This is a genomic window from Tersicoccus mangrovi, assembly GCF_036881825.1.
Lineage (GTDB): Bacteria > Actinomycetota > Actinomycetes > Actinomycetales > Micrococcaceae > Tersicoccus > Tersicoccus mangrovi.
Map to the genome: position 1 here is coordinate 389052 of NZ_JBAJMW010000004.1, position 26145 is coordinate 415196.

Genomic DNA, 26145 nt, shown 5'->3' on the forward strand with positions numbered 1-26145 from the left:
CCCGGCGCCCAGTCCCCGACGGATCGTCAGATGACACTAGCGCCTCACGGCACACCCGTAGGCGACGGCGGCAATCGGCCGCCCTCGCTGGTCTCAGCGTTTTCCTCATGGTTGCGGGCATTGGCGTCGACGCTGTCACGAACGTGCACCTCGTGTTCCAAGCGACGCTCTTTGCTGGAATTTCCTTGATGATCTTCGCCATCGTTCTGCGGCACTTCTCGGACCCCGCCTACGATCCGTCTGGCTACCCGGAGGAGCCGGAGGAGCAAGAGCAAGAAGGATGAGAGGAGAGACAACGGCGGCACCTCCATCCATCGGCATGCTCACCGGAGAAGGCATGGCGGTCTACCGCGGGCGCCGATAGCCGCTCAGGATGACCGATCCCCTCGACGGTTCGGGTCCGGCAGGTCGATGACGGCGTCGCCGGGCAGGATCTGCGTCGGGTCGTGCGTGACGAGGACGACCATCCGGTTCCACAGGCCCCGGCGCAGGTCTGCCATCAGCGCCTCCGCGGTGGCGGTGTCCAGGTGGGCCGTCGGCTCGTCCAGCAGCACCAGCTCCCCCGGCGCGAGCAGCGTCCGGGCGATCGCCACCCGCATCCGCTGACCACCCGAGAGCGCGCTGCCCGACGCCCCGATCCGGGTGTCCAGTCCGTCGGGCAGGTCGGCCAGCAGCTCCCGCAACCCGACGGCGGACAGGGCACGGCGCAGCTCGTCCTCGGTGGGCGCCTCGTCCCGGGGCCGGGCGAGCAGCAGATTGGCTCGCAGGCTCGAGTCGAACAGGTGGGCATCCTGCGGACACCAGGCGATGCGGGTCAGACGCTGGCGGCCCGCCGTACTCGCGGGCGCGCTCTCGACCGGGTCGCCGTCCAGCAGGTACCGACCGCCGGAGAACGGCAGGAAGCCGAGCACACCGGAGAGCAGCGTGCTCTTGCCCGAGCCGGAGGGTCCCGTGACGACGAGCCACCCGCCGGCGCCGCCCGGCACCGGCAGCTGTGCGCCCACCGGTCCGACGGCGAACGAGACGGCGCCTGCTGGGTCCGCGTTCGAGTCCGGCGGGGACGGCCACGCGAACACCGCCTCGGCGAGGTCCGCCGCGGCGAGCGGGTCGGCGTCCACGGAGCCGGACTCCCGCTCGTCCTCGAGCCGGGTGCGCGGGGTGACCGGTTCGGGGCCGGTCAGGTCCGCGAACCGGTCGACGGCCGCGCGCAGCGCCGGGATCTGCTGCACCGCGGTCACGGTGTCGATGAAGGGGTCCACCAGGGCAAGCTGCGTCAGGACGATGACGGCGACGGCCTCGGGGTCGAGCGCGCCGGCGATCACCGGGCCCGCGCTGATCGCCGTCATCGTCACCGCGGAAAGCAGCAGCGCGAGCACGATCACCGCGCCCGCGGCCCCCTGGGCCCCGGTCGCACGGCGCGCGGCGTCCGTGGCGCGCCGGTCGTCCGCGCCGAGCCGGGCGAGGAACGGGGCGGCCATGCCGTTGGCCCGGAGGTCCGGCGCGGCCAGGATCAGGGCGGCCGTCCGGCGCAGGACGCCGCCGCGGATGCGCTGTTCGGCGACCACCGCCCGGCGGTCCGCCAGGAGCGCGACGACGGGTGCCACCAGCAGCACGACGGCAAGCGCCGCGATCTGCACGCCGAGCAGCGGGGGCGCCAGCAGGCCGGTGGCGATCAGCACGGCGATCGACGTCGCGACGGCCACGACCGGCGGCAGCATCACCCGCGGCGCGAGGTCGCGCAGCTGGTCGACGTCGCCGATCAGCCGGGACACCGCCACCTCCCCGCGGGCGAGCACCCGGAGCGAGCCGGCACGGCGGCCGAGGGCCCGCCACACCGTGGTGCGCAGGTCGGTGAGCGAGGCGAAGATCGCGTCGTGCAGCCACAGCCGCTCCAGGTAGCGCAGCACCGATCGGCCGATGCCGAAGAAGCGGACGCCGACCATCGCGGCGAGCAGGTAGAGGATCGGCGGCTGGGTGCTCGCGCGCACGATCAGCCACCCCGACAGCGCCGTCAGGGACACGGCGAACAGGGTCGACAGGGTGCCGACGAGGACGGCGAGGAGGAAGCGGGGGCGCAGCGGGTTCAGGGCCAGCCGGAGCGCGCGCCAGCTGGCGGACCGCCGCGCGGCACTGTCCGGCCCGCCTTCCTCGGCTCGACCCGCCACGAGTGCGGGCGCGGCGCCCGTGGAGTCGGCGGCGTCGTCGCTGGGCGCCGCCCGCCGCCCGTCCGCGATGCTGCCGTGGCGGGCCGTCGCGGTGCCCTCCGGCAGGGCCGGGGTGACGACGTCGACCCGCAGCGACGGCGCGGCCTCGTGCGCGAGCGCGAGCGCCTCGCCACCGTGCTCCGCGACGTTTGTCGCCTCCCTCGGCGACTCGTCGGCCGGGTCGATCCCGGCGGATCCCGCAGGCAGGCTGATCACCGTGTCGGCGAGGGCGAGAGTTGCTCGGCTGTGTGCGACGAGCAGCACCGTGGCCCGGCCGCGCAGCGAGTCGATGACGTCGCCCATCAGCCGCGCGGTGGCGGTGTCGAGGTGCGCGGTCGGCTCGTCGAGCAGCACGACGGTCGCACCGGCCTCGACGCGCGCCAGCACCCGGGCGAGCCCGAGCCGGCGCAGCTGGCCGGGGCTGAGCCGGCCCGGTTCGGCGTCGGCCTGGTCGGCCAGACCGACCCGGTCCAGCAGCCGCCGGGCCAGGGAGTCGGTGTCGGTCTCGAGGTCGAGGACGTCGTCCAGCGCGCGGTCCTCGGCGGCGCCGTCGTCGTCGGCGCCGTCGTCACCGGAAGCACCGGCCGTGACGCCACCGGCCCACGCGCGCACCTCGGCCGCCACGGTCGGCTCGGTCGTGACGGGGTGCTGGGACAGCCAGGCGACCCGGGTCGCGTCGATGCCGCGTACCCTGCCGGCCACCGACGCGACCGCCGGGTGGTCGCCGAGGGTGCCGGCGAGCACGCCGAGCACCGAGGACTTGCCGCAGCCGCTCGGCCCGGCGAGCGCCGTGATCGTCCCGGCCGGGGCGGTCAGGCTCAGCCCCGAGACGGCGGGCCGGGTCCGGCCGCGGTAGGTGATGGCCAGGTCCTCGACGACGACGTCGGGGAGCGTGGTCGCAGTGCCGTGCTCCGCCGGGGAGTCGACCAGCCGCCGCATGGGCGGCGCGTCGATCAACTGCTGCGCGCGCGTGCGGGCGGCCAGACCGTCGTCGCTGGCGTGGTAGGCGGCGCCGAGCTGGCGCAGCGGCAGGTAGCACTCGGGGGCGAGCACGAGGGCGAGCAGTCCCCACTGCAGCTCCATCTGGCCGGCGATCAGCCGGACGCCGATGAACACGGCCACGAGGGCGACGGAGATGGTGGCGATCAGCTCGAGGGCCAGCGAGGAGAGGAAGGCGACCTTGAGCGTCTGCATCGTGCGGGACCGGTAGTCCTCCGACAGCCGCCGCAGCGCCCGCAGCTGGGCGCCGGCACGGCCCAGGCCCACGAGCACGGGCAGGCCCCGGGCGAGCTCGACGAGGTGGTCCGAGAGCCGGGACAGGGAGCCCGCCGCAGCGTCGACGGCGTCGCGCGTCTCGAGCCCGATGAGAATCATGAACACCGGCACCAGCGGCACCGTGAGCACGACGATGAGCGCACTCACCCAGTCCGCGGCGAGGATCTGCAGACCGACGAGCAGCGGCACGACCGCGCAGCCGACGAGGGCCGGCAGGTACTGCGTGTAGTAGCTGTCCAGGTCGTCCAGCCCGCGGGTGGCGAGCACGGCCACGGACCCGGCGCCCCCACCGGGCAGGTCCCGGCCGGCGCCGTCGACGGCGCGCCGGGTCAACCGGGCGCGGAGCCGTTCCTTCTCCCCCAGCGCCGCCCGCCGGGCGGCGACCTGGCTGCCCCAGTGGGCGGCGGCCTGCAGCACAGCGCCGAGGACGCCGATGGCGAGGGTGGCCGCTCCCGGCGCCCGGCCCGCAGCCAGGCCTGCGACGCCCGTCGCGATCGCCTGGGCGACGGCGACGAGCCCCGCCGCCTTGAGCGCGGCGGTCAGGCCGAGCAGGTAGAGCGCCCGCGGGGCGACGCCCGCCCACGGCGGCGTCACGGTCCGGCGGGATCCGTTGCGGGGGCGCCCGCCCCGACGGAACCGGCCGAGCCGGATGATACGACGCGACGCCCCGGCCGGACCGGACCCGGACCCGGTCGCCTCCGCCTCGATCACGCCGGCGTCGGTCGACCCGGCGGGAGCGGATCCGGCCGGGCCGGTGCCGGCTGCGGCCGTGCTGTCGGCCGTGGGCTCAGCGGCCGGCACGGTCGGCGGCGGCGACGGGCTCGAAGTCGTGCGCCTCGGGGATGTGCTCACCGGTCACGCGCTTGCGGAACACCCAGTAGGTCCAACCCTGGTAGACCAGCACGAGCGGCACCCCGAAGGCGGCGACCACCGTCATCACCCCGAGCGTGTAGGCCGAGGACGAGGCGTTCGCGACGGTCAGGTCCCACGCGGCGTTCAGCGACGACGGCAGCACCACCGGATACGCGGCGGAGAAGATCGCCGCGACGCCGCCGAGCAGGAACACCGCGAGGCCGGCGAAGGCCCGCCCCTCCCGGTCCCGGCGCGCCTGGATCCAGGCGATGACCGCCCCGGCGACCGCGACGATGATCGGCAGCCAGGTCAGCAGGGACCCGCTGCGCGCCTGCACGACGAGCACCCACGCGGTGATCGGCAGCAGCCCCACCGGCAGCACCCGCACGAGCAGACGCCGCGCCCGGTGGCGGACCGGACCGTCCGTCTTCAAGGCGATGAACGCGAGCGCGTGCACGAGGCAGAACCCCACGACGGCGAGAGCCCCGAGCACGGCGTAGCCGGTGAACCAGGCGAACGGCCCGCCGACCCGGTCGCCGTTGGCGTTCAGCGGCAGGCCCGTCGTCGTCAGCGCCAGCATCGCGCCGACCCCGGCTGCGGCGATCAGGGAGCCGCCGGCCAGGGCCCAGTCCCAGCCCGTGCGCCACCGCAGGGAGGTCCGCTTGCCGCGGTACTCGATGGCCACGGCCCGGAAGATCAGGCCGAGCAGGACGACGACGAGCGGGATGTAGAGCGCGGAGAACAGCGAGGCGTACCACATCGGGAACGCCGCGAACGTGGCGCCGCCGGCGGTGATGAGCCACACCTCGTTGCCGTCCCAGACGGGGCCGATGGTGTTCAGCAGCACCCGGCGCTCCCGCTCGTCGCGGGCGAAGAGCTTCATCAGCAGGCCGACGCCGAGGTCGAAGCCCTCGAGGAACAGGTAACCGGTCCACAGGACCGCGATGAGCACGAACCAGACGGTGGGCAGGACGTCCATCAGAACTCTCCCGGATGGTGGCGGAACGGGACGGTGTCAGTAGGCGAAGGCGAGGACATCGCTGTCCTTCCCGTCGTCCGGGCCGTGGTCGGCGTTCGGCCCCTCGTCGTCGTCGGAGGCCGGGGCGCCGGCGTGCGCCAGCTCCGGCATCGCCGCGGCCACGCCGCCGCGGATGAACTTGACCAGCAGACTCACCTCGACGACGGCGAGGACCGCGTACACCGAGGTCAGCACGATCAGGGAGAACAGCACCTCCCCGAAGGAGACGCCGGGCGAGACGGCGGCGGCCGTGTACATGAACACCTGGTCCACCCCGCTGAAGTCCGGGTTCGGGGCGACGACGAATGGCTGCCGGCCCATCTCGGTGAAGATCCAGCCCGCCGAGTTGGCGCCGAACGGGGCGAGGATGCCGAGCACCGCGGAGACCATGAGCGGCCTGGACAACGGCACGGTGCCCTTGCGGGTGATGATCAGGCCGATGAAACAGGCGAGCGCGGAGAGGCCGCCGAAGGTGATCATGAGGCGGAAACCCCAGTAAGTGACCTCCATGACGGGCACGTACTGGATCGGTTGGCCGGCCCGCGCCCCGTACTTGGGATCGTTGGGCAGGGTGGTGCCGTACTTCTGCTGGTACTCGGGCACCAGCTCGTTGACGCCCTTGACCGGGGTGGTGAAGTCCCCGTTGGCGAGGAAGGAGAGCACGCCGGGCACCTCGAACACGGCGACCATCTTGGAGCAGTCGCGGGAGCCGAGCTGGCCGACGGAGAGCACGGAGAACTGCGTGCCCGAGTGGCAGGCGGCCTCGGCGGCGGCCATCTTCATCGGCTGCTGCTGGAACATGAGCTTGCCCTGCGCGTCGCCGGTGATCGCCGTGCCGGCGAAGGCGACGACGGCGATCCAGCCGCCGATCACGAGGGTGCGGAACCACACCTTGTGCTCGATCACGTCGCGGCCGGCGCCCTTGCCGGAGCCCGGGATGACGTAGCCCTTGGCGTCGACGGTGTCGATCCCGTCCTTGCGCCGCCGCCACAGGTGGTACCAGCCGACGCCGAAGAGCATGGCCCCACCGACGGCGAAGGCGCCCGTGATGGCGTGGGTGAAGGCGACGAGCGCGGTGTTGTTGGTCAGGACGGCGACGACGTCGGTCATGTGCGGGCGGCCGTCGATCATCTGCACGCCCACGGGGTGCTGCATCCAGGAGTTGGCGACGATGATGAAGTACGCGGAGCCGATCGTGGCCAGGGAGGCCAACCAGATGGTCGCGAGGTGGATGCGCGGAGGCAGCCGCTTCCAGCCGAAGATCCACAGGCCGAGGAACGTGGACTCGACGAAGAACGCGAGCAGCGCCTCCATGGCGAGCGGTGCGCCGAACACGTCGCCGACGAACCGGCTGTACTCGCTCCACGCCAGGCCGAACTGGAACTCCTGCACGAGCCCGGTGGCCACGCCCATGATGAAGTTGATCAGGAAGATCTTGCCCCAGAACTTCGTCATCCGCAGGTAGTGCTCGGCGCCGGTGCGGTGCCAGAGGGTCTGCATGACGGCGACGCTGAGGCCGAGTCCGATGGTCAGCGGCACCATGAGGAAGTGGTAGACGGTGGTGATCCCGAACTGCCACCGGGCGATGTCGAGGGGGTCCATACCGTGCGCTCCTAGACCGGGTGAATCATGAGCTCGGCGCGGCGTCCGTGCCGCACCGCTTGTTTTCTACATCTCGTAGAATACTCCGCTTCTACCGAGTGTAGAACAACCCGTCGTCGCACGGTAATCTAGTGACCAGTACGACATCGTCGCGGGTGCCCGATCGGGCACCCGCCATCAGTGTAGAGGGGGAACCATGGCGTCCCTGGGGGACCTGGAGCGTTCCATCATGGACCTGTTGTGGTCCAGCCCGGAGCCGTTGACGGCCACCGGACTGCGGGACCAGCTGGCCGACAGCCCCGACGCGGCCGCAGGCCGCGAACTGGCGGTGACCACCGTGTTGACGGTGCTCTCGCGGCTCGAGAAGAAGGGTCTGGTGGCCCGCAGCCGCACGAGCCGGCCCCACCAGTACCGGGCCGTCTCCAGCCGCGAGGCGCACACCGTGTCCCTCATGAACGAGGTGCTGGGGCAGGCGGCCGACCGGGACGCCGTGCTCAGCCGGTTCGTCGGTTCGATGTCCGAGGAGGACGCCACCCTGCTGCGCGAGATCCTTCGCGGCCGCGACTGATGTCGACATGGTCCGCACCGGCCTGATCCTCGGGCTGCTGGCCCTGCTGCTCGCGTGGCCGGTGCCGATGATCCTGGTCCGGGCGCGATGGACGGCCCGCAGCCCGGCGCTCGCACTCGTGCTGTGGCAGGCGATCGCGCTCTCCGGCGGCATGTGCATGATCGGCGCCCTGCTCGCCTTCGGACTGGCCCCCGCCGGGCACGACCTGCTCTCCGCGTCCTCGTCCGTGCTCGACGCCGTCGACCACGGCATCGACCTGAGCACGACGCTGGGCGTCGTCTCGGTCTTCGCCCTGTGCGCGGCGGTGCTGCTCGGCGGCCACCTGCTGCTGACCCTGGCCCTGACGTGGCGGCGGATCAGCCAGCGCCGGCGCGCGCACCGCGACGCACTGCGTCTGCTCGGGCGGCCCGCGAAGCAGGACGACACGGGGTACGGCGCGGTGCGGGACGGCGCCGTGCAGGACAACACGCTCGTCGTCGAGCACCCCACTCCCCTGGCCTACTGCCTGCCCGGGGGCACCAAGTCCGTCACGGTGCTCTCGGACGGGCTGCTGCAGGCCCTGGCTCCGGCCGAACTCGACGCGGTCCTCGCCCACGAGCATGCCCACCTGACCCAGCACCACCACCTGCTGCTGCTCGCCTTCGCCGCGTGGCGCTCGTCGCTGCCCTGGCTGCCGACGTCGCGTCTCGCGCTCGGTGCGGTCACGGACCTGGTGGAGATGCTGGCCGACGACGACGCCCTCCACACCGTGGACCGGACGACCCTCGTGCGCGCCATCGCCATCGTCGGCGGCGCCTCCGGGAGCACCGGTTCGCGGGCGACCGGTGCCACCGCGGGCACGCAGGCCGAGCGCGTCGCGTCCGTCGACCCCGTGGTGCGGGTGGACGGCGTGGAGGCCGATGCAATGGCGACGCCGCGCCGGGTCACCCCGGCCCGGGTCACGCGGCTGCTGCGACCCCCGGCACCGCTCGGGTCCCTGCCCCGGGTCGTCGTCGGGCTGATCTCACTCGTGCTCGTCCTCGCCCCGGCGGCCCTCCTCGCCTGAGGACGGCTCGCGTCAGGACACCCCTTCTCAGGGCGCCGCTCGTGATGATGCTCGGCGCTCAGGCGTCGATGCGGTCCCGGTCCAGCGACGCGGCGCCGGCGACGATGAAGTCCTTGCGCGGGGCGACGTCGGAGCCCATGAGCAGCTCGAACACCGTCTCGGCGGTCGCGGCCTCCTGGTAGCGCACGCGGCGCAGCATGCGGTGCCGCGGGTCCATCGTGGTCTCGGCCAGCTGGTCGGCGTCCATCTCCCCGAGCCCCTTGTACCGCTGGATCGGCTCCTTGTAGCGGCGCCCGGACTTCTCCAGGCCCGCGAGCACGCGGTGCAGCTCGGCGTCGGAGTAGGTGTAGACCGTCTCGTTGGCCTTGCCGCCCGGGTTGACGATCTCCACCCGGTGCAGCGGGGGCACGGCCGCGTAGACCCGGCCGTCCTCGACCATGGGGCGCATGTACCGGAAGAACAGGGTGAGCAGCAGGGTGCGGATGTGGGCGCCGTCGACGTCGGCGTCCGTCATCAGGATGACCTTGCCGTAGCGGGCGGCCGACAGGTCGAACGTCCGCCCGGATCCGGCGCCGACCACCTGGATCAGTGCCGCGCACTCGGCGTTGGAGAGCATGTCCCCGATCGAGGCCTTCTGCACGTTGAGGATCTTGCCGCGGATGGGCAGCAGCGCCTGGTAGTCCGACGAGCGGGCGAGCTTGGCGGTGCCGAGCGCGGAGTCGCCCTCGACGATGAACAGCTCCGACTTCTCGACGTCGTTGACCCGGCAGTCGGCGAGCTTGGCCGGCATGGTGGAGGTCTCGAGCGCGTTCTTGCGGCGCTGCGTCTCCTTGTGCTGCCGGGCCGAGACGCGGGACTTCATCTCGTTGACGATCTTCTCGAGCAGCGCGTTGGCCTGGGTCTTCTCGGCCCGCGCGGTCGAGGTCAGCTTCGCCGTCAGGGCCTTCTCGACCACCCGGGAGACGATGCCGCGCACGGCCGAGGTGCCGAGCACCTCCTTGGTCTGGCCCTCGAACTGCGGCTCGGCGAGGCGGACGGTCAGCACCGCGGTGAGGCCGGCGAACACGTCGTCGCGCTCGACCTTGTCGTTGCCGGCCTTCAGGCGCCGCGCGTTGGTCTCGACGGCCTTGCGGAACGTCTTGAGCAGCGCCTGCTCGAAGCCGGCCTGGTGCGTGCCGCCCTTGGGGGTGGCGATGATGTTGACGAAGCTGCGGATCGTCGTCTCGTAGCCGATACCCCAGCGCAGGGCGACGTCGACCTCGCAGTCGCGGGTGACCTCCGTGATGCGGGAGTGGCCGCTCTCGTCGAGCACGGGCACGGTCTCGGTGAAGGAGCCGCTGCCGTGGATGCGCCACGTATCCGTCACGGACGCGTCCACCGCGAGGTAGTCGGCGAACTCGGCGATGCCCCCGTCGTGCTGGAACACCTCCTCCGCGACGCCGTGCTCACCGGGGGTGCCCGGCACGCGGCGCTCGTCGCGGATCGTGATCCGCAGGCCGGGCACGAGGAACGAGGTCTGCCGGGCGCGGGTGATCAGCTCGTCGTAGTTGAATCGGGCGTCGGGGGTGAAGATCTGCCGGTCGGCCCAGTAGCGGATCCGGGTGCCGGTGACGCCGCGCTTGGTCTTGCCGACGACGTCGAGGGTGGTCGCCTCGTCGAAGGGGGCGAAGACGGCGTCGGCGGTGGGGCGGGGCCCGCGGTCGGTGAAGCGGCCGGGCTCGCCGCGGCGGAAGGACATCTGGTAGGTCTTGCCGCCACGGTCCACCTGGACGTCCAAGCGGGAGGAGAGGGCGTTGACGACGGAGGCGCCGACGCCGTGCAGGCCGCCGGAGGCGGTGTAGGAGCCGCCGCCGAACTTGCCGCCGGCGTGCAGCTTGGTGAAGACGACCTCGACGCCGGTCAGGCCCGTGCGGGGCTCGATATCGACCGGGACGCCGCGGCCCTCGTCGTGGATCTCCACGGAGTTGTCCGCGTGCAGGATGACGGTGATGGACTGGCCGTACCCGGCGAGGGCCTCGTCGACGGAGTTGTCGATGATCTCCCAGAGGCAGTGCATGAGGCCCCGGGAGTCGGTCGACCCGATGTACATCCCGGGTCGCTTGCGCACGGCTTCCAGCCCCTCGAGCACCGACAGGTGCCGGGCGTTGTATTCCGAGCGCTGCGCAGTCACGTGATCCTGGTTCCCTTTCGTGGGGGGTGTGCCGGGGCCCGGCTTCTCGATCCTAGGCCAGCGTGCGGGCCTTCCCGGGCAGGCACACCCGGTACGCGGTCAGCGAAAGAGTGGCGCGGTTGAGATGACTCGGGCCATGCGGGTGGTTGTATGGAGTACAGCATCCAGCGAGGAGGTAGCGATGAGTACAGCAGTGGCAGACCGGGAACTGACCGCCATGGACCGGTGCGACAGTTGCGGGGCGCAGGCGTACGTCCGCGTCGTGCTCGAATCCTCCGGGGGCGAGCTGGCGTTCTGTGCGCACCACGCGCGCAAGGTGGAGGCCCGTCTGCGGCCCCTGGCCGCGTCGTGGCAGGACGAGACGGACCGCCTCCGGGAGACACCCGCGACGGCGTCCGAGGACTGAGCCGACCGGCGACACCGTCGCCCGCCGGACCGACAGACTGACACGAGGCCCGCTCTCCGTTCGGAGGGCGGGCCTCGTGCGTGTCCGGTCGACGCCGCAGATCGGGCGGCAGCGCAGGCCGCGTGGCGACGTCGCACGGTGACAACGCAGGAGGCCCGCTCCCCTGTCGGGAACGGGCCTCCTGCGTGTCCGGGTATGCACGGCGCGGGATCTCAGTCCAGGTAGTCGCGCAGCACCTGGGACCGCGACGGGTGACGCAGCTTGGACATGGTCTTGGACTCGATCTGGCGGATCCGCTCGCGGGTCACGCCGTAGACCTTGCCGATCTCGTCGAGGGTCTTGGGCTGGCCGTCGGTCAGGCCGAAGCGCATCGCGACGACGCCGGCCTCGCGCTCGGAGAGCGTGTCGAGCACCGAGTGCAGCTGCTCCTGCAGGAGCGTGAAGCTCACCGCGTCCGCGGGAACGACCGCCTCGGAGTCCTCGATGAGGTCGCCGAACTCGGAGTCGCCGTCCTCACCCAGCGGGGTGTGCAGCGAGATCGGCTCACGACCGTACTTCTGGACCTCGACCACCTTCTCGGGGGTCATGTCCAGTTCGAGCGCGAGCTCCTCGGGGGTGGGCTCCCGGCCGAGGTCCTGCAGCATCTGCCGCTGGACGCGGGCCAGCTTGTTGATGACCTCGACCATGTGGACGGGGATACGGATGGTGCGCGCCTGGTCCGCCATGGCGCGGGTGATCGCCTGCCGGATCCACCAGGTGGCATAGGTGGAGAACTTGAAGCCCTTGGTGTAGTCGAACTTCTCGACCGCGCGGATGAGACCGAGGTTGCCCTCCTGGATCAGGTCCAGGAACAGCATGCCGCGGCCGGTGTAGCGCTTGGCGAGGGAGACGACGAGGCGCAGGTTGGCCTCGAGCAGGTGGTTCTTGGCCCGCTTGCCGTCGTGGATGATCCACTTCAACTCGCGCTCGAACTTCTTGTCCAGCGCCTTGCCGGCGCCGTCAGCCTGCAGGTCCACGAGCTTGTGCTCGGCGTAGAGGCCGGCCTCGATGCGCAGCGCGAGCTCGACCTCCTGCTCGGCGTTCAGCAGCGCGACCTTGCCGATCTGCTTGAGGTAGTCCTTGACCGGGTCCGCGGTGGCCCCGGCGGAGACGACCTGGACGGCGGGAGCGTCGTCGTCGTCGGCGTCCGAGTAGACGAAGCCGGTGCCGGTGCTCTCCTCGCGCTTCGCGGCGGTGCCGTTCGCGGTGGAGCTCTGACCGTTCTCGTCGTCGGAGGTGGTCGCGTCGTTGTCGCTGGGCCGCGAGTCGTCCTCGTCGTCCTCGGGCACCGTGGCCTCGGCCTCGGCGTCCAGGTCCGTCTCGACGGGCTCCGAGTCCTCCATCGTGTCCTCGCCCGCGGTCTCGAGGTTCTGGTCCTCGTCCGCGGCCGTGGTCTTCTTCCGGGTCGTCGCGCGCTTGGTGGTCGTCGACTTCGCGGCGGCGGTCTTCCGGGTGGTCGTCTTCTTCGCGGTGCCGGCCGTGGCCGTCTTGGCGGCGGTGGACTTCGCGGCCGGCTTGGCGGCGGTCCTGCTCGTGGTGCCGCTCTTCCGGGCAGGCGTGCGAGCGGCCCGCTCCTCGGTGAGGGTGGCCGTCGTCTCGTCGGATGCGGTACTGGACTTCTTCGCCGGTGACACTGAAAACCTTTCGCAGACTGTCCGCGGCGCCCCGAGACTGGGTAACACCACTATGACCCTGTCAAGTCCGTCGCACGGGCGCACTTGAAGGGTCTTGCTCCTTCAAACACCGGTACTCCCCGGAATGTTCCCCGGGCCACCGGTGTGCGGTGGGGAGAGGGAGCAACGGGAGCATCGTGCTGGGTGCCGCGGATGCGGCTGAACGGACTCGAAGGGTCGTCCGTCCATTGTGACACGACAGCTTCCCGGACGGCACATCGGGCGCTCGACGCGCCGACTCACGCGGCGTCGTGACCGTCGGCCTTCCACGCCGTCGACCGGTGCCGGGCCCATTCGTGCACCTGGCCGAGGTCGAGGAAGCGGTCGAACAGACGCGCCAGCTCGTACCGGGGATCCACCAGCAGCGCGGCGTCCAGGCAGTGGTGGGCCCGTGACCCCCGTCCGCGGGCGAACTCGATCCAGCCGAGCAGCGTCAGCGTCGCGCACCGCGCCTCGCCCTCGGCGTAGAAGGCGAGCGCCTCGAGCAGCCGGTGGGCGGCGTTCAGCCGCGTCCAGTCCGGCGCGAGCGCCACCGTGCCGGTGATGACGCACGCGAGCAGCGGCAGGCCCCCGGCGCGCAGGCAGGCGTCCCGGTCCCGTGCCTGGCGCGCGCAGCTCTCCGCCGCGCTGCTGCCGCCGGTGGCCCCGAGATCGTCCGGCAGCCGGTCGTTCGCACGGTCGCCGTCGGGCTGCTGGTCTTCCGGCAGGTCGCCGCTGCCGGTCCCGGGAACCCGTCCCGGCTCGGGGTGGCGGCCATCTCGCTCGGGGTCGCTCCGCGATGGTGCACCCTCTGCGGGAACGGCACCCGGGCCGGCCCCGAGGAGCAGATCGGCGATGACCGGGGACGGCCCGACGGCACTCTGGAACAGCACGAGGTCCCGCACGGTGCGGGACCGCAGGCCGGCCAGCAGCCGGCCGGCGAGCTCGGGCTCGAGCGGTGGAGCCGGGCCGTCGGATGCCGCTCCGAGGACGGTCAGACCGTCCTCCCATGCGCCCGCCATCGCTCGCACCCAGGCGGGATCGGCCGGGTCCGGTCGTGGGCCGGGAGCGTGAACCGCGGACCAGCGCCTGACCTCCTCGGCGTCCGGGCCGGTGCCGGCCGGCGGGACAGCGGACTCCGGCGTCGTCCCCCACGTGTGGCCGGCGAACACGAGCTCGGTGTTGAGCACGCTGGAGGTGATGTCCGCCAGCGGCCGGCGACGGGACCACGGCGCGTCGGCGCTCGCCCGGTCGACGTGGCCCCAGCCGTCGTCGGTGACGTACAGGCAGTCCACGATCGCCAGGCCGAGGCGTTCGAGCGTGCGGACGAGGCGGTGGACGAGGACGGGCAGGCCGCTGCCGGGCCGGGGTCGGGCCGCGGTGTAGACGACGACGAACACGCCGTGCGGCGATCCGGGTGCCAGCACGGTGTGCACGTAGCGGGCGATCTCCGCGCCGACGGCCGCGGTGCGCCGGGGCGGCAGGTCCAGCCGCAGCAGGCCGCCGGCCGCTCCCCCGGAGTCGGCCAGCACCACGAGGCTCTCACGGGGCCAGTGCCCGATCCCGTGCGGCACATAGGCGAGCAGGTCCTCGGCGGTACGGATGGCGGCGGCAGGTGAGGGCGTCATGGCCCCACGGTGCGCCGTCGTCGCCGTGCCGCGGTCGGACGTCCGCCCGGATGTGGACAACCGCATCGCGACCGGCCGCTGGGGAGGGAGAACCGTCAGGCCGGAGCCGCGCGCCCCCGCACGAGGCTGCGCACCCGCAGCAGTGCCAGGCCGCCGACGAGGATCAGCACCCCCTGGACGCACAGCGCGATCCGGAACGAGTCGAGTGCGTAGAGGTCGCCGTGGGAGAAGCCGGTGGCCTTGAGCGCGTCCAGCACCAGGCCGATCAGGTACATGCTCACCAGCGCCGCGCTGAAGCCGCCGATGTTGACGATGCCGTTGGCGGTGCCCAGCCGGTGCGGCGGGTTGAACTCGCGGGCGAAGTCGAAACCGATCATCGACCCCGGGCCGCCCGCCGAGAGAACGACGACGAGGACGGTCAGCAGCCAGAACGGGGAGCGGCCGGGGTAGACGAGCACCGTCGTCCAGGCGAGGAGGATCGCGAGCGCGATGCCGAGCACGAGACGGGAACGGACGCGCGGCCGCACGGCCACGATCCGGCCGAGGAAGGGGCCGCCGACGGCGCCCGCCACCACGAACACCGTCATCAGGACGGCCACGCGCTCGGGTGCGACGCCCTGGGCGGACACGAGGAAGGGGTAGCCCCACGCCAGGATGAACACCTGACCGGGGAACTGGACCGTGAAGTGGCTCCACATGCCGAGCCGGGTGCCGGGCTCGGCGAAGGCGTCGGCGATCACCCGGCCCGTCTGCCGCACCGTCGGGGCGTGGCGGTGCATCCGGGCACCGGGCGGTTCGCTGCGCACGAGCGCCGCCGCGATCGCGGCCGCCAGGACCCCGAGGCCGGCGAGCGAGAGGAAACCGGCGGACCAGCCCCGGGCGCCGAGCAGGGCGGCGAACGGGATCGAGGAGATCAGCTGGCCGCCCATCCCGACGATGCCGGTGATCTGACTGAGCAGGGGCACCTGAGCGGGCGTGAACCACAGCGGCACCAGCCGGAGCACGGAGATGAAGGTCATCGCGTCGCCGGCGCCCACGAGCACGCGCCCGAACACCCCGGTGGGGATCGTGGTGGCGACCGCGAGCTGGAGCTGCCCGACCGCCATGAGGACCGCTCCCCCGGCGATCATCGCCCGCGAGCCGAACCGGTCCGCGAACACCCCCACCGGGATCTGCAGACCGGCGTAGACGACGAGCTGGATGACGGCGAACGCGGAGAGGGCGGCCGCGGTGGCGTCGAACCGGTCGGTCGCCGCGACGCCCGCGACCCCGAAGGAGGTGCGCTGTGTGATGGCGACCACATAGGCGGCGAGCCCGGCGATCCAGACGACCCAGGCTCGACGCGTTCCCACCCCGCCATCATCGCAGCCGGGAACTCCGCGTCCCGCACCGTGACGTCCTGACGGTCTCGCGGCCGCCGGTCACTCGGTGCTGCCCCTCGGTGTTCCTGCTCAGTGCTGCGGGGCGTCGCCGTCCGAGCCGTCGTCGTCGTGCTCGTCGGACTCGGCAGGCGGGGTGTCCAGGGTCAGCTGGTCCTTCTCGTCGCCGTCCATCGTCGCCAGGTAGGCCTCGACCGCGGCGCCGAGCTCGTCGGCGTCGGGCAGCTCGCCATCGGGACCGGCGAGCAGCGACCGGCGCGGCTCCTGGCCCTGCCGGTACTCGTCGTACTGGCGCTGCAGCCCGTGCACGAGCTCGCGCACGTCCTCGGACGCGGCGACCTGCTCGTCGATCGACTTCTCCAGCTCCCGGCCGGCCTCGCGCAGCCGGTCGGAGGGCAGCATCAGCGACGCGGCGGCGCTCAGGTGCTCAAGCCCGGTCACGGCCACCTGGGGGAACCGCGCCTCCGCGAGGTAGTGGGGCACGTGCACGGCGAAGCCGACCACGTCCTTGCCGGCCTCGGCGAGACGCACCTCGAGCAGCTGGCCGACGGTCGCGGACATCCGCGCGGTCGGCTTCCATGCCGAGATGCCGTCGATCAGGTCCGGCCGGTTCCCGTGCGCCGTGACCGCGAGCGGCCGGGTGTGCGGGACGGGCAGGGGCAGCGAGTGCACCCAGCTGACCAGCCGCACGTCGAGCTGCTGGACGAGGCCGACGACGGCGCTCGCGAACCTCTCCCACTGGTAGTCCGGCTCGAATCCGCTGAGCATGAGGAAGGGCTGGCCGATCTCGTCCTTGAGCACGTGCAGCTGCAGTCGCGGCTGTTCGTAGTCGGCGAAGTGGTCGCCGTCGAAGGAGATGACGGGGCGGCGGTCGCGGTAGTCGTAGAGGGCGTCGGCGTCGAACTCGATGACGAGTTCGTGCTCGAGCCGGTCGAGCAGCTCGGTGCGGATCTGGTCGGCGGCCTGACCGGCCTCGGCGGCTCCGGTCAACCCCATGATGAGGTTCAGACCCCGGATCTGCGGGGTGTGGACCAGGTCGGAGACCACCTCGTAGAGGGTGGACGGCTCCTGCACGGTGACTCCTCGATGGTCGCGACGGTGACGGGTTCCCGTGACCGTTGTTCTCGGCGCTCGCGGACGGCTCCGCCGTCGTGCACCTGTCTTTCCTCAACGTTCGCACGGGCACGGCGCATTCCCGCGACGGGTGGTCGCCGCGTGTTCGGTCGGTGCGCCGTGATTGGATCGAGACAGCACCGGACACCGACACGTCGAGGAGGAGCCCCATGGCTCGGAAGAACACGGCCGCGAAGAACAAGACCACCGACACCTCCGCCGGGCTCCCCACCGAGCCCGTCCGCATCGACGCGTGCCGGGAGGATCTGGGTCGCGTCCGGGCGGACGTCCTCGTGCTCGGCGTCGCGCAGGGCGCCGACGGCCCGGTGCTCCTCGACGGGCCGCTGCCCGCCGCGGAGCGCACCCGCATCGAGGCCGCGCTGCCCGCCCTCGCCGCCTCGGGCTCGCCCGACGAGCTGCTGCGCCTGCCCGCCGGTGACGGCATTCCGTCCGTGTCCGCGCTGGCCCTGGCCGGCGTCGGCCGGCTCACGGACGCCGGTCTCGCCCGGGCGGAGTCCCTGCGCCGGGCCGCCGGCTCGGCCGTGCGGCAGCTGGCCGGCTCGGCCACCGTCGTCCTCGGCCTGCCCGCCGCGACCGTCGAGGACGTCGCCGCGATCGCCGAGGGCGCCGCTCTCGGCGCCTACGCCTACACGCCCTACCGTCACGCGACGGCCGCCGGGCTGCGCGCCCCCGTCGAGCGCGTCCTGATCCCGACCGGTCTTCCGGGCCGGACGATCCGGCCGGCCTTCGACCGCGCGCGGGCGATCGGCGGCGGCGTCGGGTTGACCCGCTCGCTGGTCAACCAGCCGCCCCTGGACCTGTACCCCGAGTCGTTCGCCGACGCCGCCGTGGCCGCCGCCGCGTCCCGCCCGGTCACCGTCACCGTGCTCGACGACGAGCAGCTCGCCGCGCAGGGCTACGGCGGCCTGACCGGCGTCGGGCAGGGCTCCACGCGCGGCCCGCGCCTGGTCCGCGTCGACTACGCGCCCTCGGGGGCCCGCGCCCACCTGGCCGTCGTTGGCAAGGGCATCACCTTCGACTCCGGCGGGCTGAGCCTCAAGCCGCCGACGGGCATGACGACGATGAAGTCCGACATGGCCGGAGCAGCCGCCGTGCTCGGGGCCGTCCTCACCGCCGCGGACCTCGGCCTGAAGGTGCGCATGACCGGTTGGCTGTGCCTGGCGGAGAACCTGCCGTCCGCGACGGCCCAGCGCCCCTCGGACGTGATCCGAATCAAGGGCGGCCGCACGGTCGAGGTGCTCAACACGGACGCCGAGGGCCGACTGGTGCTCGCCGACGGTCTCGTCGCCGCGGGCGAGGAGAAGCCGGACCTGCTCGTGGACATCGCGACCCTGACGGGCGCCCAGATGGTGGCGCTCGGCACCCGGGTCAGCGCCGTCATGGGCAGCGACGGCGCCCGGCAGGCCGTCGTCGACGCGGCCGCCGCCGTGGGCGAGCAGTTCTGGCCGATGCCGCTGCCGGCCGAGCTGCGCAGCGGGCTGGACTCGACGGTCGCCGACATCGCCAACATCGGCGGCAAGTACGGCGGCATGCTGACGGCGGGACTGTTCCTGCACGAGTTCGTCCCCGAGGTCGACGGCAAGCGCGTGCCCTGGGCGCACCTGGACATCGCCGGTCCGGCCTTCAACGAGGGTGGGGCCTGGGGTTACACCCCGAAGGAGGGCACCGGTGTGGGGGTGCGCACACTCGTCTCCCTGGCGGAGTCCGTGGCACGTCACGGCGCAGTGCGCGAGTAGAGTCGGATGGCGCGCCCACAGTAGGGTGAAGCGCGAAACGACAGCCCGAGCAGGGGATGGTCCCTGCTCGGTGGACGAACAGGCGAGGGAGCATCCACGTGGCCGATCCGGCAGCTTCGCAGGCATTCGACATCCTGATCCTCGGCGGGGGCAGCGCCGGCTACGCGGCCGCTCTGCGGTCGGCCGAACTCGGCTTCTCGGTCGGGCTGGTGGAGAAGGGCAAGCTGGGCGGCACCTGCCTGCACAACGGGTGCATCCCCACCAAGGCCCTCCTGCACTCGGCGGAGATCGCCGAGAACGCGAAGACGGCGGAGAAGTACGGCGTCAAGGCCTCGTTCGACTCGATCGACATGCCCGCGGTCAACGCGTACAAGGACGGCATCATCGCCGGCAAGTTCCGCGGCCTGACCGGGCTGATCAAGTCCCGGGGCATCACCGTCATCGAGGGTGAGGGCAAGCTCACCGGCCAGGACACCGTCACCGTCGACGGCACCGCCTACACCGGCAAGAACATCGTCCTGGCCACCGGCTCCTACTCGCGCAGCCTGCCCGGCCTGGAGATCACCGGCAAGAAGGTCATCACCTCGGACCACGCCCTGACCATGGACACCCTGCCGAAGAAGGCCCTGGTGCTCGGTGGTGGCGTCATCGGTTGCGAGTTCGCCTCCGTGTGGAACTCGTTCGGCGTGGACGTGACCATCATCGAGGCGCTGCCCTCGCTGGTGCCCAACGAGGACGCAGCGATCGTCAAGCAGCTCGAGCGGGCGTTCAAGAAGCGCAAGATCGACTTCAGCACCGGCATCCGGTTCGCCGGCGTCGAGGAGACCGAGAACGGCGTGAAGGCCACCCTCGAGGACGGCAAGTCCTTCGAGGCGGACCTGCTGCTCGTCGCGGTCGGCCGTGGCCCGGTCACCGCGAACCTCGGCTTCGAGGAGGCGGGACTGACGATGGACCGCGGCTACGTCATCACCAACGAGCGGCTGCACACCGGCGTCGGCAACATCTACGCGGTCGGCGACATCGTCCCCGGCCTGCAGCTGGCGCACCGCGGCTTCCAGCAGGGCATCTTCGTCGCTGAGGAGATCGCCGGCAAGAAGCCGGTCGTCGTCGAGGACGTCAACATCCCGAAGGTCACCTACTGCGAGCCGGAGATCGCCTCGGTCGGTCTGACGGAGGCGAAGGCCAAGGAGAAGTTCGGCGACGACGCGGTGACCATCCAGGAGTACAACCTGGCCGGCAACGGCAAGACGTCGATCCTCGGCAGCGCCGGTCTGATCAAGCTCGTGCGCCAGGTGGACGGCCCCATCGTGGGCGTCCATATGATCGGCGCCCGCATGGGTGAGCAGATCGGCGAGGCGCAGCTCATCGTCAACTGGGAGGCGTTCCCCGAGGACGTCGCCTCCCTGGTGCACGCGCACCCGACGCAGAACGAGGCGCTCGGCGAGGCCGCGATGGCCCTGGCCGGCAAGCCGCTGCACGGCTGACACCTCACCCCCACACCACGCGAACATCACTCGTACACAGAAGAAACGGGGACGACATGTCTGAAACCGTCAGCCTTCCCGCCCTCGGTGAGAGCGTCACCGAGGGCACCGTCACGCGGTGGCTGAAGTCCGTCGGCGACGAGGTCGCCGTCGACGAGCCGCTGCTGGAGGTCTCCACCGACAAGGTCGACACCGAGATCCCCTCCCCCGTCGCCGGGGTCATCGAGGAGATCCTCGTCGAGGAGGACGAGACCGTCGAGGTCGGCGCCGCGCTGGTGCGGATCGGCTCCGGCGAGGGTGGTGCCGCGTCCGGCGGCGAGTCCGCGCAGGAGACCGAGCCCGCTGCCGAGCAGGAGACCGAGCCCGCTGCCGAGCAGGAGACCGAGCCCGCTGCCGAGCAGGAAGCGGCCCCGGAGCAGTCCGCGCCCGAGGAGTCCGCGCCGGAGCGGTCCGCCCCGCAGGCCTCGAGCCAGGACGACGCCGGCCAGCAGGGCGGCTCCGGCGGAGGCGAGAGCAGCGAGGTGACCCTGCCCGCGCTCGGTGAGAGCGTGTCCGAGGGCACCGTGACCCGGTGGCTGAAGGCCGTGGGCGACGATGTCGCCGTCGACGAGCCGCTGCTGGAGGTCTCCACCGACAAGGTCGACACCGAGATCCCCTCCCCCGTGGCGGGAACGCTGCAGGAGATCAAGGTTGCCGAGGACGAGACGGTCGAGGTCGGCGCTGTCCTGGCCGTGATCGGATCCGGTTCCGGCGCGCCGGCGACCGCCGAGGCGAAGGCCGAGCCCGTCGCCGCTGCCCCGTCCGGTGACCGCGAGGAGCCCGCCCCGGCGCCGAAGCAGCAGGAGGAGTCCGCTCCGGCGCAGCCGCAGCAGGCCGCTCAGCCGCCCGCGACGCAGGAGCCGGCCCAGCAGGAGGCCCCGAAGCAGCAGGAAGCCCCCAAGCAGGAGGCTCCGAAGCAGGAGGCCCCCGCGGCCGGTGCCGAGGCCGGCGGTTACGTGACGCCGCTGGTGCGCAAGCTGGCGCAGCAGCACGACGTCGATCTGTCCTCGGTGACGGGGACCGGTGTCGGTGGCCGCATCCGCAAGCAGGACGTCATCGAGGCGGCCGAGGCGAAGAAGGCGGCCGAGGCGGCCCAGGCCGCTCCGGCGGCTACGGCTCCGTCCGCTCCCGCCGCGGCGTCCGGTGCGGTGTCCGAGGAGAGCGCCCGACTGCGCGGCACCACCCAGAAGGCGCCGCGGATCCGCCAGGTCATCGCCCAGCGCATGAAGGAGTCCCTGGACGTCTCCGCGCAGCTGACCCAGGTCCAGGAAGTGGACATGACCCGCATCGCGAAGCTGCGTGGGCGGGCCAAGGACCAGTTCGTCGCCCAGGAGGGCGTCAAGCTGACCTTCCTGCCGTTCTTCGCCAAGGCCGTGGCCGAGGCGCTGAAGCAGCACCCGAAGGTCAACGCGTCCTTCCACGCGGATTCCAAGGAGATCGAGTACCACGACTCCGAGCACCTGGCGATCGCCGTGGACACGGACCGAGGCCTGCTGGTCCCGGTGATCCACGACGCCGGCAACCTCAACCTCGCGGGCATCTCACGAGCGATCGCCGACCTGGCGGAGCGCACGCGCACCAACAAGATCGCCCCGAACGAGCTGTCCGGTGGCACGTTCACGATCACGAACATCGGCAGCGTGGGCGCCCTGTTCGACACGCCGATCATCAACCAGCCGCAGGTGGGCATCCTCGGCACGGGCGCGATCGTCAAGCGCCCGGTGGTGGTGACCGACCGTGACGGCAACGACACGATCGCCATCCGGTCGATGTGCTACCTGTCGCTGACCTACGACCACCGCCTGGTCGACGGCGCGGACGCCGGTCGCTTCCTGCAGTCGCTCAAGCAGCGGCTCGAGGAGGGGGCATTCGAGTCCGACCTCGGGCTCTGATCGCACGACATCGCCACGAACGGGGCGGGAGCGCAGCGGCGCTCCCGCCCCGTTCTGCGTGTCCGGCCTGACGCCTGGTCAGGCGACGGGCTGCGCGCCCCCGAAACCGGCGCCACGCGGTCGCCCTCAGAACCTCGCCAGGAGACCGTCGCGTCAGGCCGACCGGTCGCGGCATCCCCCGAAGACCCGTGACCGGCGACGCGAAGCCTGATGCAGACGGCTGCGTCACCGTCCCGATGCCTGCACGCGGTCGATCCGCCATCGGCCACCCGACCGCGTCAGGTGCAGGTCGACGTCCTGCACGGGCGACGCCGCGACCGTGCGCACGAGCGCCCCGCGACCGTCGAGCTGGCGGTACCCCGAGAAGCGGGCACAGATACGCACCACGGCCCGTTCCGTGGACTCGGCCGGTGCGGCGATGCTCCGGGCACAGGTGACCTCGATTCCGAGGCCGTCGAGACGCCCCGACGCCGCGATCAGCGCGGCCGCGGCAGCGTGATCCGCGGCAGCGGCCGGCGACCCGGGCACGGTGACGTCGGCCAGCCGGTCCCAGCTCCCGTCCCGGAATGCCCGAGCCCGCGCCATCGTCAGCGCACGGGCGGCCGCCACCGGGTCGGCCGAAGCGACCGGGTCGGGCTGCGGCGAGGTCGGCGTCGGGAGTGACCCCGTTGCCCGCGGACTCCGCGATGCCGGCGCGTTCGTCCCGGGTGAGACCGCACGCGGCGACACGAGCGCCGGGGACGGGCGCAGGACCTCCGTCGGGGCCGACGAACCCGTCGGATCTGTCGACGACCGAGCGGCCGGCGGCCGGCTGGCCCTCGAGAGCGCGCCACCCGTGCCCGGCGTCGGGGTCGCCAGGGCCGCTCCTCCCCCGAGCGCGGCGGCCAGCAGCACCGCGACCAGTACCCATCGACGGCGGACCACGGGGCGGGGCGAGCTGCGGCGTCCGAGCGGAGCCGCGGTCGGACCGCCACCATCACGGCGACGTGCGGCATACGGTTCCCAGGACCGGGCGGCCGCTCGCGACGTCCCCGGTCCGTCCGCCCGGATGGAGCGTCGTCGCCTCCGTAGCGGCGCGTCCATCCGGGTCACCAGCTCCGGTCTCACGCTGGCATGCGCGCTGGCGTGCAGGTCCACCGGTTCGGGCGGCGCGGACGCGAAGACGCCCCGGGCGAGTTCGGCCGCACCCGGACGCATCCCGGGATCGGGGTCGAGGCCCCGGTCCAGCAGCACCGCCAGTTCTCGCGGCACCGCAGGCACAAGGATCGGCAGGGGCGGCCGGTGCTCGGCAGGCCCGGGGACGCGGCCCGTGAGGCAGAACCAGGCCAGAGCCGCCAGCGCGTACACGTCGGCCGCCGGTCGCAGCAGACCCTCCGACGTCACGGCGGGGTCGCGGAATCCGTCGGTGCCCGCGTCCGGCGGCCCGGGTCGTCCGGGCCTGCCCGCCAGCTCCCAGTCCGCCAGCACGGGGCGGCCGTCGATCGCGAACAGCACGTTGCCGGGGCTGACGTCCCCGTGCGTGAGCCCCGCGGCATGCCCCACGGCCAGCAGCTGAGCCAGGGGAGCGACGACGGTCACGGTCTCCCCGGGGCTGAGCGGTCCGCGAGCCGCGACCACCTCGGCCAGGCTGCCCCCGGGCAGGTGGTCCATGAGGACCGCGCGGTGTCGATGGTCGGGCAGTCCGCACCGGGCGATGGTCTCGCCGCGCGGGTGCGCGAGGTGGTCCTCCGCGATCGGTCCCAACGCGGCTGCCGCCGAGCCCAGGGTCGATGCGCGGTCCGCTCTCCCCGGCCCGGAGGATGGGAGCGTCGCCGTCTCGATGCGGGCGGCCACCAGCGTGCCGTCGTCACGGCGACGGACGAGCCACACCACCGACGAGCCGCCCTCGCCGAGGCGGCGCCGTGCTTCGTATCCGGGCAGCTCCGGCATCGTGGCACGGAGACAGCCCGCCCCGTCGGCCGGCCCTCGATCGCGTGCGTCCATGCCTGAAGTGTGCGCCGATCACCGGACGGTCCGCCGGAGTTATCCACAGTCCCCCTTCGCGGGACGCCCGGTGACGGACCGGTCGGTGTCCAGGGCTAGGCTGAGGGACATGACGTTGAGGTTCCCCCCTGCACGACTCGCCCCGGATTTCGTGGACTACCGCGAGGCCTGGGACGAACAGCAACGACTGCACCGGGCGGTGGCGGCCGGCACGGAGCCGAACACCGTGCTGCTGCTCGAGCACCCGCCCGTCTACACGGCCGGCAAACGCACCGAGCCGGCGGACTACCCGTACGACGGCACCGAGGTCGTCACGGTGGACCGCGGGGGCCGGCTCACCTGGCACGGACCCGGTCAGCTCGTCGCGTACCCCATCCTGCGCCTCCCCCAGCCCCTCGACGTCGTCGCCTACGTCCGGGCCCTGGAGACCATCATCATCGCGACGCTGCGCGAGGTCGGCGTCGAGGGCGTCACCGTCGAGGGCCGCTCCGGCGTGTGGCTGCCCGGCGACTCCCGCGGACCGGACCGGAAGATCGCCGCGATCGGCATCCGCGTCGCCGACGGCGTCACCATGCACGGCGTGGCCATCAACGCCACCTGCGACCTGCGTCCGTACGGCAAGATCGTGCCGTGCGGGATCGCCGACGCCTCCGTCACGTCCATCCTCGAGGAGACCGGTCGCGAGGTGACCCCCGCCGATCTCGCCCCGTTGTTCGAGGCCCAGCTCCTCGCCCACGAAGCCCTGCTCGTCGGCTCGGACGCCGCCGCGTCCGGCACCACGTCCCGCTCGGAAGGAGCGCTCCTGTGACCATCGCCCCCGAAGGCCGTCGCCTGCTGCGAGTCGAGGCCCGCAACGCGGAGACGCCCATCGAGAACAAGCCGGCGTGGATCCGCACCACCGCGAAGACGGGCCCCGAGTACAGCGACCTGAAGTCGCTCGTCCACTCCGAGGGCCTGCACACGGTGTGCGAGGAGGCCGGCTGCCCCAACATCTTCGAGTGCTGGGAGGACCGGGAGGCCACCTTCCTCATCGGCGGCGCCCAGTGCACCCGCCGCTGCGACTTCTGCCAGATCGACACCGGCAAGCCGGCCCGCCTGGACGTCCAGGAGCCCCGCAAGGTCGCCGAGTCCGTGGCCCGTATGGGTCTGCGCTACGCCACCGTCACCGGCGTGGCCCGTGACGACCTCGCCGACGAGGGGTCGTGGCTGTACGCGGAGACCATCCGCGCCATCCACGCGATGAACCCCGGCACCGGCGTCGAGATCCTCATCCCCGACTTCACCGGCCACGTCGAGCACCTGGACGCCGTGATCGACGCCAGGCCCGAGGTGTTCGCTCACAACGTCGAGACGGTTCCCCGCATCTTCAAGCGCATCCGTCCCGCCTTCCGCTACGAGCGGTCTCTCGGCGTCCTGACCCGGGGCCGCGAGCGTGGCATGGTGACCAAGTCCAACCTCATCCTCGGCATGGGCGAGACCCGCGAGGAGGTGTCGCAGGCGCTGCGCGATCTGCACGACGCCGGCTGCGACCTGATCACCATCACCCAGTACCTGCGCCCGTCACCGCGGCACCACCCCGTCGAGCGGTGGGTCAAGCCGCAGGAGTTCGTGGAGCTGCGGGACGAGGCCGAGGAGATCGGTTTCCTCGGCGTCATGAGCGGACCGCTCGTGCGCTCCAGCTACCGGGCCGGTCGCCTGTGGGCCACCGCGATGCGCAAGAAGGGCATGGCCATCCCTCCGGAGCTCGCCCACATCGGCGAGTCCGGGTCCACGCTGCAGGAGGCCGCGAGCGTGCTCTCGCGCGTGAGCTGACTCCCCTCCCGGCACCGGTGACGCGGTCGACCCCTGCGGGGCTCGACCGCGTCGTCGTGTGCGGACACGATGTCGCGGTGCGCGGATCGTTCCGGTTTCCGTGACGCGGCCCACGGCTACCCATTGACTTGATCGTGGCCCCGGGAAAGGATCGGAAGTGGACTTGGCAGCGGGGACCGAGCATTTCCGGGTCCGCGGGCTGGGTGATCGCAGGCGGCTGAGAACCA

The 26145-nt window shown here is 72.3% G+C and carries 18 protein-coding genes; 9 read left to right on the plus strand and 9 right to left on the minus strand.

Annotated elements, in window-relative coordinates; genetic code table 11:
- The first annotated feature begins 107 nt into the window (after positions 1 to 107).
- On the plus strand, positions 108 to 284 hold the full coding sequence (locus V6N00_RS10300; protein WP_334232076.1) for a hypothetical protein: 177 nt from the start codon (positions 108 to 110) through the stop codon (positions 282 to 284).
- Between the two features lie 84 nt (positions 285 to 368).
- Here the strand turns inward: V6N00_RS10300 and cydD are convergent, their stop codons facing one another.
- From cydD to V6N00_RS10315, 3 genes are read right to left on the minus strand one after another with little or no spacing between them, the layout of a single operon-like run.
- Positions 369 to 4280, minus strand: coding sequence for a thiol reductant ABC exporter subunit CydD (cydD, locus tag V6N00_RS10305; RefSeq protein ID WP_334232078.1), 3912 nt, complete (start codon positions 4278 to 4280; stop codon positions 369 to 371).
- Positions 4267 to 5310 carry a cytochrome d ubiquinol oxidase subunit II gene (gene cydB, locus V6N00_RS10310; RefSeq protein WP_334232080.1) on the minus strand — a complete coding sequence of 348 codons (1044 nt, stop codon included), beginning with the start codon at positions 5308 to 5310 and terminating at the stop codon, positions 4267 to 4269. Before cydB ends, cydD begins: the two co-directional genes overlap by 14 nt.
- Positions 5311 to 5346: 36 nt before the next feature.
- Positions 5347 to 6951 (minus strand): cytochrome ubiquinol oxidase subunit I, encoded by a 1605-nt coding sequence (locus V6N00_RS10315; RefSeq protein ID WP_334232081.1) that lies wholly within the window; start codon positions 6949 to 6951, stop codon positions 5347 to 5349.
- Between the two features lie 196 nt (positions 6952 to 7147).
- Here V6N00_RS10315 and V6N00_RS10320 point away from each other — a divergent pair, with 196 nt between their 5' ends.
- A complete protein-coding gene (locus V6N00_RS10320) occupies positions 7148 to 7519 on the plus strand; it encodes a BlaI/MecI/CopY family transcriptional regulator (RefSeq protein ID WP_334232084.1) in 372 nt (123 codons plus the stop codon).
- A gap of 7 nt (positions 7520 to 7526) precedes the next feature.
- Positions 7527 to 8564 (plus strand): M56 family metallopeptidase, encoded by a 1038-nt coding sequence (locus V6N00_RS10325; protein WP_334232086.1) that lies wholly within the window; start codon positions 7527 to 7529, stop codon positions 8562 to 8564.
- Positions 8565 to 8622: 58 nt separating this feature from the next.
- On the opposite strand, the gene V6N00_RS10330 is transcribed toward V6N00_RS10325, so the two are convergent.
- Positions 8623 to 10734: a DNA gyrase/topoisomerase IV subunit B gene (locus V6N00_RS10330; RefSeq protein ID WP_334232090.1), complete on the minus strand. Its 2112-nt coding sequence runs from the start codon at positions 10732 to 10734 to the stop codon at positions 8623 to 8625.
- A gap of 181 nt (positions 10735 to 10915) precedes the next feature.
- On the opposite strand from V6N00_RS10330, the gene V6N00_RS10335 reads away from it, so the two are divergent.
- Positions 10916 to 11140, plus strand: a complete 225-nt coding sequence (locus tag V6N00_RS10335) for a DUF7455 domain-containing protein (protein WP_334232092.1) — start codon at positions 10916 to 10918, stop codon at positions 11138 to 11140.
- A gap of 212 nt (positions 11141 to 11352) precedes the next feature.
- Here V6N00_RS10335 and V6N00_RS10340 read toward each other — a convergent pair whose 3' ends face one another.
- The 4 genes from V6N00_RS10340 to V6N00_RS10355 all read right to left on the minus strand — a co-directional run bounded on the left by V6N00_RS10340 (position 11353) and on the right by V6N00_RS10355 (position 16912).
- Positions 11353 to 12813: an RNA polymerase sigma factor gene (locus V6N00_RS10340; RefSeq protein ID WP_334232094.1), complete on the minus strand. Its 1461-nt coding sequence runs from the start codon at positions 12811 to 12813 to the stop codon at positions 11353 to 11355.
- A gap of 278 nt (positions 12814 to 13091) precedes the next feature.
- Complete coding sequence (locus tag V6N00_RS10345; RefSeq protein ID WP_334232097.1) at positions 13092 to 14459, minus strand: DUF4192 family protein; 1368 nt, start codon at positions 14457 to 14459, stop codon at positions 13092 to 13094.
- Between the two features lie 95 nt (positions 14460 to 14554).
- Positions 14555 to 15811: an MFS transporter gene (locus V6N00_RS10350; RefSeq protein ID WP_334232099.1), complete on the minus strand. Its 1257-nt coding sequence runs from the start codon at positions 15809 to 15811 to the stop codon at positions 14555 to 14557.
- Between the two features lie 99 nt (positions 15812 to 15910).
- A complete protein-coding gene (locus V6N00_RS10355; RefSeq protein ID WP_334232100.1) occupies positions 15911 to 16912 on the minus strand; it encodes a proteasome assembly chaperone family protein in 1002 nt (333 codons plus the stop codon).
- 209 nt (positions 16913 to 17121) lie between these two features.
- Between V6N00_RS10355 and V6N00_RS10360 the strand changes: the two genes are divergently transcribed.
- The 3 genes from V6N00_RS10360 (at position 17122) to sucB (ending at position 22123) form a co-directional block, all read left to right on the plus strand.
- Positions 17122 to 18708, plus strand: coding sequence for a leucyl aminopeptidase (locus V6N00_RS10360; protein ID WP_334232102.1), 1587 nt, complete (start codon positions 17122 to 17124; stop codon positions 18706 to 18708).
- Between the two features lie 98 nt (positions 18709 to 18806).
- A complete protein-coding gene (gene lpdA / locus V6N00_RS10365; protein WP_334232104.1) occupies positions 18807 to 20192 on the plus strand; it encodes a dihydrolipoyl dehydrogenase in 1386 nt (461 codons plus the stop codon).
- Between the two features lie 56 nt (positions 20193 to 20248).
- Positions 20249 to 22123, plus strand: a complete 1875-nt coding sequence (gene sucB, locus V6N00_RS10370; protein ID WP_334232106.1) for a 2-oxoglutarate dehydrogenase, E2 component, dihydrolipoamide succinyltransferase — start codon at positions 20249 to 20251, stop codon at positions 22121 to 22123.
- Positions 22124 to 22348: 225 nt separating this feature from the next.
- Here sucB and V6N00_RS10375 read toward each other — a convergent pair whose 3' ends face one another.
- Positions 22349 to 24106: a protein kinase domain-containing protein gene (locus V6N00_RS10375; RefSeq protein ID WP_334232108.1), complete on the minus strand. Its 1758-nt coding sequence runs from the start codon at positions 24104 to 24106 to the stop codon at positions 22349 to 22351.
- Positions 24107 to 24215: 109 nt separating this feature from the next.
- On the opposite strand from V6N00_RS10375, the gene lipB reads away from it, so the two are divergent.
- Together lipB and lipA are read left to right on the plus strand one after the other, a co-directional pair.
- Positions 24216 to 24914: a lipoyl(octanoyl) transferase LipB gene (gene lipB, locus V6N00_RS10380; RefSeq protein WP_334232109.1), complete on the plus strand. Its 699-nt coding sequence runs from the start codon at positions 24216 to 24218 to the stop codon at positions 24912 to 24914.
- On the plus strand, positions 24911 to 25918 hold the full coding sequence (gene lipA, locus V6N00_RS10385; protein WP_334232110.1) for a lipoyl synthase: 1008 nt from the start codon (positions 24911 to 24913) through the stop codon (positions 25916 to 25918). Before lipB ends, lipA begins: the two co-directional genes overlap by 4 nt.
- Positions 25919 to 26145 lie beyond the last annotated feature (227 nt).